The sequence below is a fragment of the Pantoea sp. Pa-EAmG genome, assembly GCF_030024295.1.
Classification (GTDB): domain Bacteria; phylum Pseudomonadota; class Gammaproteobacteria; order Enterobacterales; family Enterobacteriaceae; genus Pantoea; species Pantoea dispersa.
In genome coordinates, this window is record NZ_JASEWO010000099.1 from 1 (window position 1) to 17,293 (window position 17,293).

18 protein-coding genes and 1 pseudogene are annotated in these 17,293 nt (G+C 60.9%); 14 read left to right on the forward strand and 5 right to left on the reverse strand.

The annotated features are described in order from the left end of the window. From QMM04_RS13880 to QMM04_RS13890, 3 genes are all read left to right on the forward strand, one after another. Positions 1–312: S-adenosylhomocysteine hydrolase (locus QMM04_RS13880; RefSeq protein WP_282996365.1), on the forward strand; the 312-nt coding region annotated here is incomplete at its 5' end. Further along, complete coding sequence (locus tag QMM04_RS13885) at positions 305–1,261, forward strand: nucleotidyl transferase AbiEii/AbiGii toxin family protein (RefSeq protein ID WP_282996366.1); 957 nt, start codon at positions 305–307, stop codon at positions 1,259–1,261. The genes QMM04_RS13880 and QMM04_RS13885, both read left to right, overlap by 8 nt. A gap of 70 nt (positions 1,262–1,331) precedes the next feature. Beyond that, positions 1,332–1,661 (forward strand): DUF1493 family protein, encoded by a 330-nt coding sequence (locus QMM04_RS13890; protein WP_058780964.1) that lies wholly within the window; start codon positions 1,332–1,334, stop codon positions 1,659–1,661. A 37-nt stretch (positions 1,662–1,698) separates the two neighbouring features. Here QMM04_RS13890 and QMM04_RS13895 read toward each other — a convergent pair whose 3' ends face one another. Further along, positions 1,699–2,478, reverse strand: a complete 780-nt coding sequence (locus QMM04_RS13895) for an NAD(P)H-dependent oxidoreductase (protein ID WP_282996367.1) — start codon at positions 2,476–2,478, stop codon at positions 1,699–1,701. Positions 2,479–2,568: 90 nt separating this feature from the next. Here QMM04_RS13895 and QMM04_RS13900 point away from each other — a divergent pair, with 90 nt between their 5' ends. The 4 genes from QMM04_RS13900 (at position 2,569) to QMM04_RS13915 (ending at position 6,838) form a co-directional block, all read left to right on the forward strand. Then, the gene (locus QMM04_RS13900) at positions 2,569–3,459 is read left to right on the forward strand and encodes a LysR family transcriptional regulator (protein ID WP_282996368.1); all 891 of its coding nucleotides are present in this window, start codon (positions 2,569–2,571) and stop codon (positions 3,457–3,459) included. A gap of 160 nt (positions 3,460–3,619) precedes the next feature. Next, on the forward strand, positions 3,620–4,489 hold the full coding sequence (locus tag QMM04_RS13905; RefSeq protein ID WP_058776425.1) for an SDR family oxidoreductase: 870 nt from the start codon (positions 3,620–3,622) through the stop codon (positions 4,487–4,489). 44 nt (positions 4,490–4,533) lie between these two features. Further along, positions 4,534–5,712, forward strand: a complete 1,179-nt coding sequence (locus QMM04_RS13910; protein WP_282996369.1) for an arabinose transporter — start codon at positions 4,534–4,536, stop codon at positions 5,710–5,712. A gap of 79 nt (positions 5,713–5,791) precedes the next feature. Next, positions 5,792–6,838: a DUF1176 domain-containing protein gene (locus QMM04_RS13915; protein ID WP_282996370.1), complete on the forward strand. Its 1,047-nt coding sequence runs from the start codon at positions 5,792–5,794 to the stop codon at positions 6,836–6,838. A 33-nt stretch (positions 6,839–6,871) separates the two neighbouring features. Here the strand turns inward: QMM04_RS13915 and QMM04_RS13920 are convergent, their stop codons facing one another. Then, positions 6,872–7,492 (reverse strand): TetR/AcrR family transcriptional regulator, encoded by a 621-nt coding sequence (locus tag QMM04_RS13920; protein WP_021506748.1) that lies wholly within the window; start codon positions 7,490–7,492, stop codon positions 6,872–6,874. Positions 7,493–7,815: 323 nt separating this feature from the next. On the opposite strand from QMM04_RS13920, the gene QMM04_RS13925 reads away from it, so the two are divergent. Next, positions 7,816–8,955, forward strand: a complete 1,140-nt coding sequence (locus tag QMM04_RS13925; RefSeq protein WP_282996375.1) for an MFS transporter — start codon at positions 7,816–7,818, stop codon at positions 8,953–8,955. 70 nt (positions 8,956–9,025) lie between these two features. Then, positions 9,026–9,979, forward strand: coding sequence for an alpha/beta hydrolase (locus QMM04_RS13930; protein ID WP_282996371.1), 954 nt, complete (start codon positions 9,026–9,028; stop codon positions 9,977–9,979). Positions 9,980–10,028: 49 nt separating this feature from the next. On the opposite strand, the gene QMM04_RS13935 is transcribed toward QMM04_RS13930, so the two are convergent. Then, entirely contained in the window at positions 10,029–10,712 is a 684-nt protein-coding gene (locus QMM04_RS13935; protein WP_058771427.1) for a YecA family protein, read from the reverse strand. A gap of 206 nt (positions 10,713–10,918) precedes the next feature. On the opposite strand from QMM04_RS13935, the gene QMM04_RS13940 reads away from it, so the two are divergent. From QMM04_RS13940 to QMM04_RS13955, 4 genes are all read left to right on the forward strand, one after another. Further along, complete coding sequence (locus QMM04_RS13940) at positions 10,919–11,938, forward strand: isopenicillin N synthase family oxygenase (protein WP_058780927.1); 1,020 nt, start codon at positions 10,919–10,921, stop codon at positions 11,936–11,938. An 18-nt stretch (positions 11,939–11,956) separates the two neighbouring features. After that, positions 11,957–12,739, forward strand: a complete 783-nt coding sequence (locus QMM04_RS13945) for a MetQ/NlpA family ABC transporter substrate-binding protein (protein ID WP_058780928.1) — start codon at positions 11,957–11,959, stop codon at positions 12,737–12,739. A 108-nt stretch (positions 12,740–12,847) separates the two neighbouring features. Continuing rightward, positions 12,848–14,188, forward strand: a complete 1,341-nt coding sequence (locus QMM04_RS13950) for a serine hydrolase domain-containing protein (protein WP_282996372.1) — start codon at positions 12,848–12,850, stop codon at positions 14,186–14,188. Positions 14,189–14,227: 39 nt separating this feature from the next. Then, positions 14,228–14,722: an RcnB family protein gene (locus QMM04_RS13955; protein ID WP_031279558.1), complete on the forward strand. Its 495-nt coding sequence runs from the start codon at positions 14,228–14,230 to the stop codon at positions 14,720–14,722. On the opposite strand, the gene QMM04_RS13960 is transcribed toward QMM04_RS13955, so the two are convergent. After that, a complete protein-coding gene (locus QMM04_RS13960; RefSeq protein WP_282996373.1) occupies positions 14,712–16,163 on the reverse strand; it encodes a PLP-dependent aminotransferase family protein in 1,452 nt (483 codons plus the stop codon). The two genes, QMM04_RS13955 and QMM04_RS13960, sit on opposite strands and share 11 nt — an antisense overlap. Positions 16,164–16,268: 105 nt before the next feature. Between QMM04_RS13960 and QMM04_RS13965 the strand changes: the two genes are divergently transcribed. Continuing rightward, positions 16,269–16,979, forward strand: coding sequence for a GNAT family protein (locus QMM04_RS13965; protein WP_282996374.1), 711 nt, complete (start codon positions 16,269–16,271; stop codon positions 16,977–16,979). Between the two features lie 25 nt (positions 16,980–17,004). On the opposite strand, the pseudogene QMM04_RS13970 reads toward QMM04_RS13965, so the two are convergent. Next, positions 17,005–17,293: pseudogene (locus QMM04_RS13970) on the reverse strand (hypothetical protein); the annotation flags it as partial.

Below are 17,293 nucleotides of genomic sequence, written 5' to 3' on the forward strand. Positions count from 1 at the left end.
GGTTACGACCAGATTGGCCGTGTACTGCGGGAACTGGTGAACGAAGGCCAGCTGCTTAAGGTTGGCTATGGCGTGTACACCAAAGCAAGAAAGAACGCGATTACGGGCAAGATAATGCCTGCTGCACCCGGTGGTTCTGCTGCCGTTGTCATCGAGACGCTCGAACGTCTGAAGGTTGATTATCGTCTGGTTGGCGCGTCGGATGCCTATAACAGTGGGAAAACCACGCAGATTCCTGCATCCATGCAGATCAAAACGTCGCCACGTTTTAAACGCACCTTGTCAGTAGGAAGCAGTAAATTAAATGGATGATCTCATAGCGTTATTTCCTGATGTAGCCGATGCATTAGGCATCGAATCTGTCGCTATCGTGGAAAAGGATTTCTATATTGTTGAATTGCTGCGGCTGTTACAGCCTTTGAACTTCGGGAGCCATCAGCTGGTATTTTGTGGTGGAACCGCTTTGTCTAAGGCGGGTATTGCGCTTAACCGCATGTCTGAAGATGTGGATATCAAGCTTGTTCCCGTCGCCGATTTCTTTGCTAAAAACTCACGCACGCAGCGCAAAGCCATTCGTAAACACATCATCGCCGAAATAACGGAAGCCATAGTCGCGTCAGCATTTTTTCGTTTTGATGAGGCACACCCTAAAACTATTCGCGATGAGTATCGTTATAGTGAACTTCCCATTCGTTATCCGCAGAAATACGCTCAGGTGCCATGCCTGAGACCGTTCATTAAGCTGGAGATCATTGAGGCGACGTTACTTGAACCGCCAGAAAAGCGTGATATTCAGTCGATTGTCACTGCCCTGACACAACAGGGCGTTACGGTGACGGGTTTTCCCTGTGCAACAGTGCTCGCTACTCAGGCGGAAAAGCTGGTGTCCATAATGCGCCGCACTGCGGCCCACGTCAGAAGGCCGCAACGGGAAGACGATGCATCTTTAGTACGGCATGTGTACGATAATTTCTGCATTGCCCGCACCCATGAGATTGATTTAGCACGGCTACAAGCGTATGTGCGTCAGTGTATTAAAGAGGATATCGAGCGGTATGGTATTCAATATCCCGAATTCTGCACCTCCCCAATTGCAGAACTCAGAATGGGTTTAGAAGAGCTGGCAGAGAACCCTGTTCACCGCCAGCGTTATCAGCAATTCGTTGTGCCCATGGTTTACAGCCAGTCTCCGGCTTCCTGGGAGGAGGCATTTGCCCGTTTTCGGCAGACGGCTATTGAGGTTCTCAGCGCCGCACGTTAATGCTTAGGCGAAGAGGGCAAGGCATGGCAAAATGCCCTGCGATCCAATCAGCACAGGCGAAGAGGCGACGATGACAGAGCAACTCGAACAGCGTATCTATGAACTGGTGCGGCGCTATGACGGCGTATATCTGTTCAAGCAGAAAACGCTCACGCCGCAGATTGATATCGACAGCGATCTCAACTTCGAGCGCGACGAAGCCGCCGCGCTGATGGAGGAGTTTTTCAGCGAGTTCGCGGTCGATCGCGCGAATTTCGCTATTGAAACCTACTACCCGGACGAACCGTCGCTGGCGCAAATCCTCAACCCGTTCAACAAACGTGAAGTGCCGGTGGTGCCGGATTTCACGCTGGGCATGCTGATTACGTCGGCGCAGGCGGGGCGCTGGCTGTTTGAATAATGCGGCAGCGCGCCGCTGCGGTTTGGCGGCCTGCGGCTCAGCGCGCCACGTGCACGCCAAATCCGCGCTCGCCTTCCGCAAGATCCTCGCGCAGCGTCAGCGCCGGAATCGCATATTCACCGCCGTTCTGGCGACGGAAGGCAATCGGTTGATCCTGCGCTAAGCGATCCAGTCGTTGCGCCAGCGCGGTGCACCAGCTATCAAAGCGTTCCTGCGCCGACTTCTGCACGCGATACAGCACCAGCGGTGGCAACACGCTGAAGCCGGGATAGAACAGCATGCCGTGCTGGATCGGGAACAGCAGATCCTCAATCGGGCCGTTGATGCCGCGCGGCGCGTAGTGGGATTCCCAGCCGCCGGTGGTCACCACCAGCATGGCGCGCTTGCCGGCGAGCGTGCCTTCGCCGTAGCGATCGCCCCAGTGATGATCGTTGTGCTCGCCGACGCCATAGGCAAAACCGTTGGCATAAACGCGGTCAAACCAGCCTTTCATGATTGCCGGCATCGAAAACCACCACAGCGGAAACTGAAAAATCACCGTGTCGGCCCAGCGCAGCTTCTCCTGCTCGGCGGCAATGTCCGCTGCCTGCAGCTGGTTGTCGTAGGCGAAACGCGAATCCAGCGTGGCATCAAAATGCGCGCCCACCGGGGGCGCCAGCGTATCGGCGGCATCCAGCGGCGCTTTCCACTGCATGGCGTACAGATCCGAAACCTGCACCTGATGGCCCGCCTGCTGCAGATGATTCACGGCAAAGTCTTTCAGCGATCCATTCAGCGAGCGCGGTTCCGGATGGGCATACACAATCAAAACATTCATGGCGGTATCCTGTGAGATGAAAACCGCTGCAGGTTAAGCCAGCGCTGGTTATAGTAGAAATCAATTACTGATATCTCAGGTATAGATGGCATGAATATGCACTCGCTGGATTTGAATCTGCTGCACACCTTAGACGTGCTGCTGGTGGAACAGAACGTGACGCGGGCGGCGCAGCGCCTCAATCTGTCGCAGCCGTCGGTGAGCGCCCAGCTGGCGCGCCTGCGGGTGCTGTTTGACGATCCGCTGCTGTTGCCCGGTCCGCGCGGCATGCTGCCCACCGCCCGCGCCGAGGCCCTGCGCGAACCGCTGCGTCTGGCGCTGGAAGCGCTGGAGCGCGCGGTGGCGCCGCCGGCAGCGTTCGATCCGACGCGCGCGGAGCTTACCTGGCGCATTGCCGCCACCGATTACATGTCATCGGCGCTGATCCTGCCGGCGCTGAAACTCATTCGTGAAGCGGCCCCGCGCAGCCGCATGGCGGTGTTTGCACTCAATCCGCCGCAGGTGGCGCAGCAGCTGGAGAAGGGCGAGCTGGATGTGGTGTTTCATACTGGCGACAATGCGCCGCCGACGCTGCATCAGCACCGCTTGTTCAGCGAGCGCTACGTGCTGGCCGGCCGGCACGATCATCCGCAGCTGCAGCAACCCCTGACGCTGGATCGCTTTTGCCAGCTGGAATTTGTGATGGTTTCGCCGGATGGCGGCGGCTTCAGCGCCGCCACCGATCGCGCGCTGGCCAGGCTCGGCCGCACGCGCCGCGTCGCGCTCTCGGTGCCGCATTTCCTGTTTATGCTCGACACGCTGGCCAACAGTGATTTGGTCGCCGTGCTGCCGGAGCGCCTGGTGCGAAACGCGCCGCAGCTCCGCGTGCTTGCACCGCCGCTGGAGATTGAAGGGTTTGACATCCTGATGCTGTGGCACGAGCGCCTGCATCGCGATCCCGCCCAGCAATGGCTGCGCCAGCAGATTGTCGCGGCGCTGTAAACCTGAACTCTCGCCGAATAAGTCGCGGTCTTCATGCCCTCAGGCCTTGTCCGACAAGGCTTGCTCCTGCATTGCTGATGCGATTAGCGCCACCGCTCCACAGCACGCATCATATCAACACGACGAAACACTCGCGTTTTAACGTGCAGGAGAAAAGACCATGCAGATATTTGTCACCGGGGCCACCGGCTGGGTAGGTTCAGCGGTGGTGGAAGAGTTGATCGCGGCGGGCCATCAGGTAACAGGGCTGGCGCGTTCGGCGGAAAAAGCCGTGGCGCTGGCCGTCACTGGCGCACAGGTTATTCGCGGTTCGCTGGAGGACGCTGACGTGCTGCGTGACGCCGCGCAATCCGCAGACGCCATCATTCATACCGCGTTCAACCACGATTTCTCGCGCTTCGTGCAGAACTGCGAGCAGGACCGTCAGGTAATCGAGCTGCTCGGCGAGGCGATTGCCGGATCGGATCGCATGCTGCTGGTGACGTCCGGCCTGTCCGGTATGGCGCGCGGGGCGACGGAGCTGGATCAGCCGCAGCCGGTGTCACCGCGTCAGTCGGAAGCGGCGGCGCAGGCGCTGTCGCAGCGCGGCGTGCACGTGGCGACAGTGCGGCTGGCGCCGTCGGTACATGGCCTCGGCGACCACGGTTTTGTGCCGATTCTGGTGCGGCTGGCGCGTGAGAGCGGGATTTCCGCCTGGTGCGGCAGCGGTGAAAACTGCTGGTCCGGCGTGCACCGTCGCGATGCGGCGCGCGTCTATCGGCTGGCGCTGGAGCAGGGCGTCACCGAACGCGTTTATCACGCGGTGGCCGATGAGGCGGTGCCGTTCCGCGCAATCGCGGAGACGATTGGACGCCAGCTCGGATTGCCCAGCGGCGAGCGCGACCGGGCTCATTTTGGCTGGTTCGCCAATATGGCGGCGGGCAACATGGCGGTCTCCAGCCAGCGCACGCGCACGCTGCTGGACTGGTCTGCAACCCGCCCGGACCTGCTGAGCGAGCTCGATACGCCTGCCTATTACACCCATCTCTGATATCACGCTGCCGCTGCGCGCGGCAGTTTTTCTGGATTATATCGATGAAAAATAATGTATTTATCACCTTGCTGCCGGTGACGCTGGCGGTGTTTATCGCTTTTCTCACCATGGGGATGCAGCTGCCGGTGCTGCCGCTGCATCTGCAGCAGAACCTCGGCATGGATACGCTGGCGATCGGCACGGTCATCGGCGCGCAGTTTGTCGCGTCGTTGCTGACGCGTTCGTGGGCGGGCAACTTCGCCGATATGCGCGGCGCGAAACGTGCGGTACTGGCCGGGCTGTTGGTGGTGGCAAGTTCCGGCGTGATCTACCTGATTTCGCTGCTGTTCGTTGATCGGCCTGCCAGTTCGGTGGCCATCCTGCTGCTGGGGCGTGTAGTGCTGGCGCTGGGCGAGAGCCTGCTGGCCACCGGCGCGCTCGGCTGGGGACTCGGGCTGGTGGGGCCGGCCAATGCCGGTAAAGTGATGGCGTGGATCGGTATCGCGATTTACGGCGCCTGGGCGCTGGGTGCGCCGCTGGGCGTGGCGATTTATCACGGCTGGCACTTCACCGGCATCGCCATGGCGATCATCGTGGTACCGCTGCTGCCGCTGATGTTTATCACCCAGGTGCGCGCCGTCGCGCCGACCTCGACCAAACGCACGCCGTTCTACAAAGTCATGGGCGCGGTGTGGCGGCCGGGACTGGGTCTGGCGCTCGCCAGCGTCGGCTTTGGCATGATCACCGCGTTTATCGCGCTGCTGTTTGCGGCCAGGGCCTGGGGCAACGCGTCGCTGGCGTTCACCGCATTTGGCGTGGCGTTTATCGCGGCGCGCCTGTTCTTTGCCCATCTGCCGGATAAGCTGGGCGGCGCGCGCGTCGCGCTGGTATGCGTGCTGATTGAAGCCTGCGGTCAGCTGCTGATTTGGGGCGCTGATGACGCGACGCTGGTTTATCTCGGCGCGGCGCTGACCGGTTTTGGCTATTCGCTGGCCTTTCCGGCGTTCGGCGTGGAAGCGGTGCGGCGTGCACCGCCGCACACCCGCAGCCTGGCGATGGGGGCTTACGTGGCGTTTCTTGATATCGCGCTGGCGATCACCAGTCCGCTGGCGGGCGCGCTGGCCGCCCACCGCGGCGTGGCTTCGGTGTATCTCGCTGGCGCGATTGCCGTGGCGCTGGCGATGCTGGTGGCGCTGAGCCTGATGGCGCGTCAGCCACAACCACAGGCAGCGATGGAATAAGACCCGCCGCAAAAAATTCACTTCTCCCGCGCCGCAAAAATCATCACACTAGCCACCTTTACCATTAGGGAGAGATGGCATGAAAAGCCGATTGCTGCTGGCGCTGACGCTGTTCGCCAGCCTGAGCACGCCGTTGTGGGCCGACGAAGGCGTCTCGTTTAGCCATAAAGACTGGGAGCTGGCTTGTGATAATACGCTGACCTGCCGCGCCGCCGGCTACAGCGCCGAAGAGGGCGCGGGCGGATCGGTGCTGCTGACGCGCGCCGGCGGGCCAGACAGCCTGCCGCACGGGCGCGTGGTGCTGGCCGATACCGGCGACGATGATGCGCAGCAGGTGAATGCGCTGGCGCTGTGGATTGACGATCGCGCACTGGGCGAAGTCAGCAAAGCGGAGAACGATGAGTGGACGCTGAGCGACGCGCAGACCGAGGCGCTGATCGCCGCCATCAAAGGCAATGCCCGCGTGGAGTTTCGCGGTGCGGCCGAGCCGTTTGAGCTTTCCGGCAACGGGGCTTTTGCCACGCTGTTAAAAATGGATGAGGCGCAGGGACGGCTGAACACGCCGGGCGCGCTGGTGCGCAAGGGCAATCAGCCGGAAGCCAGCGTACCGGCGGCAGTGGCGATGCCGGTGATCCAGCAGGTCAGGGTGCTGAAAGCCGCGCCGCGCACGCTGACGCCGGACGAACTGGCGCAGGTCAAGCCAAAGCTGATTGCCTCGCTGACCGACGACGACAGCTGTGACAATCTCGCGCCGTCCGACGATCAGCCGGAAGAGGGCGCAGAACCGCCTACGCTGACGCCGGTGGATGCGCAGCACGTGCTGATCGCCGCGCTGTGCTGGCGCGGGGCTTACAACGAAGGCTATGGTTTCTGGCTGCTGGATAACGCGCTGCAGGGCACGCCGCAGCTGATCACCGATTCCGGATCTGATTATCACGACGGCGTGATCAGCGAAGCGCAGAAAGGGCGCGGCATTGGTGACTGCTGGAGCACCGCTGCATGGGTGTGGGATGGCCGCCAGTTCGTGCAGAGCAGCGAGGCCACCACCGGCATGTGTCGTGCCATCCGCGCCGGCGGCGCATGGCAACTGCCAACGCTGGTCACCGAAGTCAAACCGGCGGGGTAATGCTCAGCGCGCAACGCCGGGCGGCAGGGATGCTTAATCCGTCACAGATTTTGCCGCGTCCCAGACGGCCATGACGTGGGCGATGGCGGTATCGATCTGCGCGCCGTTGACGCCATCGCGCACCAGCACCGACACGCCCAGCAGAAAAGCGTCGAGGGCGATGGCGAGGGCGGCGGCATCGGTGTCGGCGCGCAGTTCGCCGCTGTCGATGCCGCGCTGCACGCAGGCCGTCATACCTGCCAGCGTGCGGGCGCGTGAGCGCGCCAGCGGCTGCGTGACGTCCGCGTGTTCGGCGGAAGGCGCACTCATCACGCCCAGGCCGACCATACATCCCAGCGGATGACCGGACTCACACTGCATGCTGGCCGAGCGCCGCAGCGCGGTCTCCATTGCGGTACGGGGCGGCAGGCTGTTATCCCACAGCGGCTCCACCACCTGCGCGTAAGTCGACAGATAACGCTGCACACACTCCTGAAACAGCGCCTGCTTCGAGCCAAAAGCCGCGTAAAAGCTCGGTGCAGAAATACCGCCGGCAATTCCCGCCTTCAGCTGCGTTAACGATGTCGATTCATAGCCGTGCTGCCAGAAAATCTTCATCGCCTGTTCAATGGCCGCATCACGATCGAACGTACGCGGCCGTCCCATAGTGGCCATCTCAGTGCTCCATTAATCTCAATGCTTAAATACTAATCGATACATAAGTCGTTGACAATGGTCTCGCACGTCAACTAATGTATCGATCAGTATATATTTGTGCCTGCGGGCGGCGGATAGCGTATCCGCGGTAGTGTGTTCTTAAGCCGTAACAGGTTATCGCACTTCGCCAATTTATATACTGATCGGTACATATAATTTCAACGAGCGGCGCGCGCCTTATCTGCACGCTGATGACATCGGGAACGCTGATTGTGACGACTTTGAATACCGCCGCGGATAAAACCCGGCCGCTACCGCTGGGCGCGCTGCTGGCGCTGGCCATGACCGGTTTTATCTGCATCATCACCGAAACCTTACCGGCCGGACTGCTGCCGCAAATGGCGGCGGGCCTCGGCATTTCCACCGCGCTGGCCGGGCAGACCGTAACCGTTTATGCACTTGGCTCGCTGCTGGCGGCGATTCCGCTGACCATCGCTACCCAAGGCTGGCGCCGCCGTAACGTGCTGTTGCTGGCTATCGTCGGTTTTCTGATTTTCAACTCCATCACCACGTTTTCGACCCACTTCGCACTGACGCTGGTGGCGCGCTTTTTCGCCGGCGCAGCGGCGGGACTCGCCTGGAGCCTGCTGGCCGGCTATGCGCGGCGCATGGTGCCGGTCCATCAGCAGGGCAAAGCGCTCGCCGTGGCGATGGTCGGCACGCCGATTGCGCTGGCGCTGGGCGTTCCTGTCGGCACCTGGCTGGGCACGGCGGTGGGCTGGCGCACGGCGTTCGGCATCATGTCAGCGCTGACGCTGCTGCTGATCGGCTGGGTGCTGCTGCGGGTACCTGACTATCCGGGACAAAGCAGCGACAAGCGTCTGCCGCTGCGCACGGTGTTCATGACGCCAGGCGTGCGCCCGGTGCTGGGCGTGGTGCTGGCGTGGATGACGGCGCACAACATTCTCTACACCTACATTGCGCCGTTCGTTACCCAGGCGGGCCTCGCCGGGCAGGTGGACAGCGTGCTGCTGGTGTTTGGCATCGCGGCGCTGGCGGCTATCGGCCTGGCCGGTCGCCTCGTCGATCACCACCTGCGCGTCGCCGTGCTCGGCAGTCTGGCGCTGTTTGCGCTGGTCTCGCTGCTGTTCATCTGGCTGGCGCGCTTGCCGCTGCTGGTTTATGTCGGCGTGGCGTTGTGGGGGTTGACGTTTGGCGGGGCGGCCACGCTGCTGCAAACGGCGCTGGCGGATGCGGCGGGCGAGGGCGCGGATGTGGCGCTGTCGATGAACGTGGTGGTGTGGAACAGCGCGATTGCCGGCGGCGGTCTGGCCGGTGGCGTGTTGCTTACTCACTGGGGCGTGGCGTCTTTCCCGCTGGCGCTGCTGTTGCTGCTGGCGATTGGCTTCCTCATCGCACTGCAGGCGCGTCAGCACGGTTTTCAGGCCGGTGCGCGGCACCAGCGCGTACAAGGTCACTGACCTGTCGTGCGCACATGAGAGTTTAAATCATTGTTTTAAATGGCATTATCACATAATGGAGATCAACCACGTGTTCAAAAAATTACTGTTAACCCTGCTGCTCGCCTCGGCCGCGCTGTTTTCCGCCGCCGGCACCGCCGCGGATGAATTCCCGCTGCCCGCCGGTTTCACCAGCAGCTATCAAACTGTGGATGGCGTGCGCCTGCATTATGTGAAGGGCGGCAGCGGACCGCTGGTGTATCTGGTGCACGGTTTCGGACAGACGTGGTACGAGTGGCACCAGTTGATGCCGGAACTGGCAAAAAATCACACCGTCGTGGCGGTGGATCTGCCGGGGCTGGGGCAGTCTGACGTGCCGCATTCGTATCGCGCCACCGATGTCGCGCCGCTGCTTTATCAGCTGGCACAACAGTTCGCCGGCGGCAAAAAGTTCGATCTGGTGGCGCACGACATTGGCATCTGGAATACCTATCCGCTGCTGGTGAAACATCAGGACCGCATCCGCCGCGCCATCTTTATGGAGGCGCCGATCCCGGATGAAAGCATCTATCAGTTCCCGGCCTTTACGCCTGAAGGCGAATCCCTGGTGTGGCACTTCAGCTTCTTTGCGGCGCAGGGACAGCTCGCTGAGCAGCTGATCGCCGGTAAAGAGCGCCTGTTCTTTGAGCATTTCATCAAAGAACATGCCGCCAACAAAGCGGTGTTCACCCCGGCGCTGCTGGATCTTTACAGCAAATCCTATGCAAAACCGCACAGCCTGAATGCCGCCTTTGAATATTACCGGGTGCTGAATCAGGGAGTGGCGGACAATAAAGTGCTCTCCCGCGAGAAAATTGCCGTGCCGATGCTGGCGATTGGCGGTGGCGGTCACGGCGGACTGGGTGCTTATGAGCAGCAGGTGGTCAGCCGCTACGCCTCGCAGGTCACCGGCAAAGTGTTACCTGGCTGCGGTCACTGGTTACCTGAAGAGTGCCCTGCGCCGCTGAATGCGGCAGTGATGGAGTTTCTCGCGTCCGGGAAATAACGCGGTGCGCAGGCCAGTTTTAGCGCTGGCCTGCGTTGACGTGAATGTCTCAGGCTTTATTCAGGCAGCACTGCTTAAACTTTTTGCCGCTGCCGCACGGGCAGGGATCGTTGCGGCCGGTTTTTTCACCGGCAAAATGCGGCAGCTGCGGGGCCGGATCGGGCTGCGCCATGCGCTGTTCCTGCCAGTATTCGTGCAGTTCCAGCGCCGCCGGGCGAATCGCCTCGATGCTGGCCTCAAACGCGTCCGGGGTGAAGGCTTCACGCTGTGCCAGCTGTTCTTCACTGCCGTGCAGCGCAATCGCCTGCAGCGCCGGTTGCTGTGCAGCCGGCAGCTGCGCCCAGTCTGCATCCAGCGCCACGCCACGCATATAGCCATAGCACCAGTCTTCCACCACGGTAAACAGCTGGCCTTCCATCTCCTGCTCGCCGAACAGCGGATCGAACTGCTCCGGGTACTCCGCCAGCCGCTCGGCGATGTCATTGAAGTGCTGGAAAGTCAGCGCCATGAAGCGGTCCATTTCGCGCGCGTTCGCCCACTGAGGAATCTTCTTCTCACCGCCCCAAATCGCCACCAGCCATTCGCTCGGTTCGATATCGTTCGGGCCGGAGAGCAGGGCGGTCAGCATGCCGTCCAGTTCGGCGGTGTCCACCACGGAGTGTTCGTTGCCATATTTTTCCAGCATGTCATCAAGCCAGTTCAGCTCTTTTTCGGTTAACGGACCCTGATTCATCCGGCGTCTCCTGCGGTGTGCATTGGTGGGCAAAAATTGCTGGGCGCGATTATAGCGGCAGCGCGCCTGATTTACCGCTTTTTGCATATCGATAGCCGAAGTGCGCCTAAAAAGGAATCGCCATAACTTATCGCGCAACAGTATTGGCGGGAAACGGCGGCAAATGTCAGCGTAAACGCAGGATTTACCGATAGCGAGGAGACAACATCATGGCGGATACCCTGCCAGTACTGGATCTGGCCCTGCTGGAACTACCGGACGCAGAGCAGGCAGCTTACCTGGCGCAGCTGCGGGAGACCGCGCGTGACGTCGGTTTCTTCTATCTGGTTAATCACGGCATCAACCCGCAACTGCTGCACAACGTGCAGAGTATCACGCGGGCGTTTTTTGCCCTGCCGCAGGCGGAGAAGCAGCGCGTGGCGATGATCCACTCGCCGCATTTTCGCGGCTACAACCACGCCGGTGTGGAATACACCCGCGACCAGCGCGATCAGCGTGAACAGTTTGATATCGGCGCCGAACGCGCGGCGCTGACGCTGCAGCCGGGCGATCCGGCGTGGAAACGGCTGCAGGGGCCTAACTTATGGCCGGAGGCGTTACCGCAATTGCGTCCGGTGATGCACGCCTGGCAGCAGGCGATGACCGCCATCGCGCTGCGCCTGCTGCGGGCCTTTGCTAAAGCGCTGGCGCTGCCGCCGGATGCGTTCGACGCGCTGTATGGCACCCAGCCCAATGAGCACATCAAGCTGATTCGTTATCCCGGTCAGGCAGCAGAAGCCAGCCAGCAGGGCGTCGGCGCGCACAAAGACTCCGGCTTCCTCACCTTTTTGCTGCAGGACGATCAGCCCGGTTTGCAGGTGGAAGTGTCACCCGGTCACTGGGTGGATGCGCTGCCCAAGCCGGGCGCATTCGTGGTTAACATCGGCGAACTGCTGGAGATTGCCAGTAATGGATATCTGCGCGCCACCGTGCACCGCGTGGTGTCGCCGCCGGCTAATCGTGAACGCGTGTCGATCGCTTTTTTCCTCGGTGCGCAGCTGGACGCCGAAGTACCGCTGTATCAGCTACCGCCGCAGTTGGCGGCAGAAGCCCACGGCCCGACCAGCGATCCTGACAATCCACTGCTGCGCGAAGTGGGCTGGAACTACCTCAAAGGGCGTCTGCGTTCCCATCGCGATGTGGCGCAGCGCTATTACGCTGATGCATTAAGCACAGTGAAATCATAAGAAACGTAAGGAAAGCCCATGCAGAAAACGATGATAGCGTCACTGGCCCTGATGGCCCTGTTCAGCAGCGTGGCGTCCGCCGCGGCACTGCGCGTGGCCGCCGATCCGGTGCCGCACAGTGAGATTCTCAACTACATCAAACAAACCGACAAACAGCTCGACCTGAAGGTCATCGAGCTTAACGGCAATTTAAACGCCAACGAGCTGCTGGCGCGTGGCGACATCGATGCCAACTATTTCCAGCATGTGCCTTATCTGCGCGATCAGGAAAAAGCGCTGGGCGAAAAATTTGCCGTGGTGGCGACCGTGCATATTGAGCCACTCGGGATTTATTCGCACAAAGTGAAATCTCTGAAAGATCTGCCGGATGGCGCGCAGGTTGCGGTGCCCAACAACGTCACTAACCTGAGCCGCGCGCTCTATCTGCTGCAGGCCAACGGCCTGATTACGCTGAAAAGCCGCAGCGCCAGTACGCTGGTGACCACGGCGGACATCAGTGACAACCCGCACCATCTGAAGATCATTGAAGTTGAAGCGCCGCAGCTGCCGCGCGCGCTGGATGATGCGCAGCTGGCGATTATTAACGGTAACTATGCCCTGCAGGCCGGGCTGGTGCCGTCAAAAGACGCGCTGGCGCTGGAACAGGCAAAGGATAATCCGTATGCCAACGTGCTGGTCACCACGCCAAAGCTGGCCAGCGACCCGCGCATTCTGGCGTTAGCGAAAGATCTCGAATCAAAGCAAACTGCTGAATTTATCAACCAGCACTACAAAGGATCGGTTATCCCGGTTAATCAATAATGCCCGGCGCCACCTGCGGCTGACAGGTGGCGCACCCGCTGTTCTGTGGTATATTTCGCCACCAACACCAGTGGCACCTGCTGCATAACATAAAAAATAACTTATCAATTGATGGCTATTTCCCGCTTCGTCAGGCTTCAGCGGCTGACGCTTTCTCGCGCATGGTTGCACCTGCGGCTGTCAGCCCTGTGTCTGCTGCTCAGCGGCTGCGGAACGCTGTCGCAAACGTCCGCGCCGGTGGGCGATCGCGTCTATCTTTCCCACGCCTCCTTCCATGAAAACGTCGATGACATTGTGCGCCACTACATGCAGCAAAAGCAGGTGACCGGCATTAGCATCGCCATTATTCACCAGCGCGGCGCGCCGCAGTTTTACAGCTATGGCGTCACCGATGCGCGCCAGCGTTATCCCATCACGCCGGATACGCTGTTTGCGCTGGGCTCGCTGAGTAAAGGCGTTACTGCAGAGGTCATTATCGGGCTGGTGGATCGCGGCGAGCTGCACTGGAACGACACGCTGGCCACGCTGCTGCCGCGCGGCGTGCCGCTGAGTGAGGATGCAAAACGCATCACGCTGCTGCAGCTGGTCACGCACACCTCGGGGCTGCCGCGCCAGGATATGGATCTGCCGATGTTCCTGAAATTTATGGCTTACCTGCGCAGCGGCGAAAATTTTTACGGCAATCTGGATAGCGATGCCGTGCTGAGTTATCTGGCCGATTTCAGCGCCCCCGCGCACCCGGCGGCGCAGTACTCCAATCTCGGCTATGCGCTGCTGGGCTACATTCTGCAGCATCGCCTGCATCAGGACATTGAAACGCTGGCGCAGCAGCAGCTGTTTGGTCCGCTTGGCATGACCAGCAGCAGCTTCCATCCACAAACCCTGCGCGGCTATCCGTGGCGCGCGCTGGGCCACGCCGGCGATCAGCCGAAACTGATTGCGCGCGGTCAGCTGACGCCGGACTGGGCCTTTCGCGGCAATATGGTGGCGGCCGCCAGCCTGTACAGCAATGCGCGCGATCTGATTCGCTACCTCGATGCGCATCTGCACAGCGATGCACAGGGCGCGCTCGGCCAGGCGCTGGCGCAGGTCAATCATCCTTATGAGCAGCATGGCAATCAGGCGCAGAATATCGCCTGGGTAACCGATACCTATGGTCAGCAGCAGATCACTTATCAGGTGGGGTATATTGGCGGTTATGCCAGCTTTATTGGCTACGATCGCGCCCACGGCAATGCCATCGTGGTGCTGCAAAACGCCTTCAACTGGAGCAACTATCTCGGCATTGCGCTGCTGCGTGATTTGGCGCGTAAAGATCGCCGGGTGCTGAACACGGTTGCTTGCAATTTTGCTGCTCAGCAAAGCGCGCCGCCTGAGGTATGCTGTGGAGCGAAATTTGACGCGCAAAGCGCGGCGCGGGAACCTTCCGCACGTGGCGCTTGTCAGTAAATGGGACAGTTAAATAATTAACCAGAGTGGAAATCACCAATGCGCAGGACACACGTCACCCTTCTTTCAGCAGGAATTTTTCTGGGCGCTTTAAGCCTGACGCCAGCAGCGCTGGCAGAAGGTGAGCAAACCGATAGCGTACCGATGCCGCCGCAGGTGCAGCAAACCGCACCTGACGCCTCAGCGCCAGCGGCCACCAGCGATGCGCCCGCCAGCAGTGAACCGGCAGAATCCAGTGGCGATGTCGCGCCGATTCGCCCGTCACAAAACGGTCCGGGTGAAGCGCCATCCGCCGCCAATAATTACGATCTGCACACCATTATCATCGATTACAAAGAGTATAAAGTCGGTGACGTCGTGCCGGATGAGTACCGTAAAAAGCAGTACACCATCGTTGAGTGGCAGCCGCGCCACCTGCCTGCACCGCAGGAAGGCACGCACTGGGCTTACATCAACGCCAACTACATCCTGATCACTGACGACAGTGGCAAGATCGTGATGGGCAAATCCGGCGACATTTTCTTCAAGGGTTAATGCCCGGCAGCAGTCGCGCTAACTGCGCCACGCCTGCCATTATCTGACTGGTGCTGGTATTACCGTATCCCAGCACCAGTCCCTGTTGTTTTTGCCCGCCCAGATAAAAGCCGGACAGCGCGCCAGGCGCATAGCCATGGCGAAATTGCTGCGCCGTCAGCGCCACATCATCCACCGTATCCGCCAGCGGCAACACCAGATGCATGCCGCATTCACCGCCCAGCAGCGGCACCTGGGCACCAAATGTCTCCTGTAGCGCAGCCCGCAGCGTGGCCTGCCGCTGACGATACAGACGGCGCATTTTGCTCAGGTGGCGATTGAAATCCCCGCTGCGTAAAAACAGCGCCAGCGCCTGCTGTTCCGGCCGGTTACCGCCGCGTAACAGCTCATGCAAGGCCGGCCGCAGCCGCAGCATTAGCGGGGCGGGCAGCACCATGTAGCCGATGCGCAGCGCCGGAAACAGGGTCTTGCTGAAGGAGCCGATGTAAATCACCGGCGTCGGCTGCGCCATGCCCTGCATCGCGGCGATGGGCTCGCCGCTGTAGCGAAAATCGCTGTCGTAATCATCTTCGATAATCCACGCCTGATGCCGCTGTGCCGCCGCCAGCAGCGCCAGCCGGCGCGCGGCGCTCATGATCGCGCCGGTGGGATACTGATGCGTCGGCGTGGTGTAAATCAGCCGCGGCGGGCGCTGCTGCCAGTCCTGCGCTGTCGGTGCCAGTCCCTGCGCATCCACCGCAATCGGCTCGATCTGCAGATCGCCGAGGCGCATCGCCGCTTTGGCGCCGCGATAGCCCGGCTCCTCCACCCAGCCGGTGTCACCACGATTGGTGAGCAGCGCGACGCACAGCGTCAGCGCCTGCTGCGCGCCTTCGGTAATCACAATCTGCTGCGGCGCACAGCGCACGCCGCGCGCCAGCGCCAGATGCTGCGCCAGCGCCTCACGCAGCGCCAGCTCACCCAGCGGATCGCCGTAGCCCAGCAGCTGTGCCTGCTGCGCGGTTTGATTGAGTGCGCGACGCCACTGCGCCAGCGGGAAATGCGCCAGCGCCGGCGTGCTCGGGCGCAGCGCCAGCTCCTGACTGGAGAGGCGATGCAGCGAGTGCAACCCGGCAGCGCGCGCGGAAACCGGCCAGTCGGTGCTGTCGTCGGACGCCTGCGCGGGCAGCGGCGTGTGCGCCAGCCGGCTGACGCGGCTTCCCTGGCGGTCGCTGAGGATAAATCCTTCCGCCTGTAGCTGTGACCAGACGGCGATCACCGTATTGCGCGACACCTGCAGTTCAGCCGCCAGCTGGCGGGTCGCCGGCAGGCGCGTGCCCGCCGCCAGCTGACCATTCAGTATCGCCTGGCGCAGCCGCTGATACAGCTGCTGTTGCAGTGTCAGGCTGCCGTCGGCTTCTAGCGGTGCCAGCAGCAGCGAATGCCGGTTTAGTGCGCGCATCGGCGCCTCCGTGGATCTATCGATTTATCACATTGTGGCGCTTTTTCCTGAACCAGCAAAGTGGCACGCTGCACGCTGTCACTCTCACACAGAAGGAATCGCCGTATGTCATCGCAGACCAATCGTTATGGACAACCCATCGGCCCGGCGCTGGAGGCGTGGCAGCCGCGCCCGCTGCCGCAGGGGCAGATTTTCACCGGACAATATTGCCGGCTGGAGCCGCTGGATGCCGCACGTCACGGTCGCGAGCTGTATGCGGCTTATGCGCTGGCGGAAGATGACCGCGACTGGACCTGGCTGCCGGTCGGGCGCTTTGACGATGAAGCGTCTTATCTGGCGTTTGCGCAGCAGTGCCAGCAGAGTCCGGATTACCTGCACTTCGCGGTTATTGATCGGCAAAGCGGGCAGGCGATCGGCTCGCTGGCGCTGATGCGCATTGAACCGCAGCACGGTGTGATGGAAGTCGGCTTTGTGGTGTTCTCTCCGTTGCTGAAGCAAACCCGCATGGCCACCGAAGCCCACTATCTGCTGATGCGTTACGCCTTCGAACAACTCGGCTATCGTCGCTACGAGTGGAAATGCGACAGCTGTAACCAGCCGTCGTACAACGCCGCACTGCGGCTGGGCTTCCGTTATGAAGGCACGTTCCGTCAGGTGATGGTGTATAAAAATCGCAGCCGGGATACCGCCTGGTTCTCTATCATCGACAGCGAATGGCCGCAGGTGAAGCTGGGCTTTGAGCGCTGGCTGGCGGCAGACAATTTCGACGCCCGTGGGCAGCAACGCGCCAGGCTGGAGACATTACGTCAGGCCTGACGCGCGCGCCGGGCTGGCTACCCGGCTAACCGGCAAAAATATATTTGGCGGCTGATAACACAAAGGCGCTGGCCATCGCCATCATCAGCCGCCGATGCCAGAGATTATCGCGTTTGAGCTCATTGAAACCGAGCTGCATGCGATGGTCGAGATCCAGCAGGCGCTCATCCACTTTTTCAAAGCGTTTATCAATTTGCCTGAATCGCTCATCGATTTGTTCAAAACGCTGATCGATTTTCAAGAATTGTTCATCGATTTGATCAAAAACTTGATAGATATTACTGAATTGCACATACATCTTATCTAAGCTATGA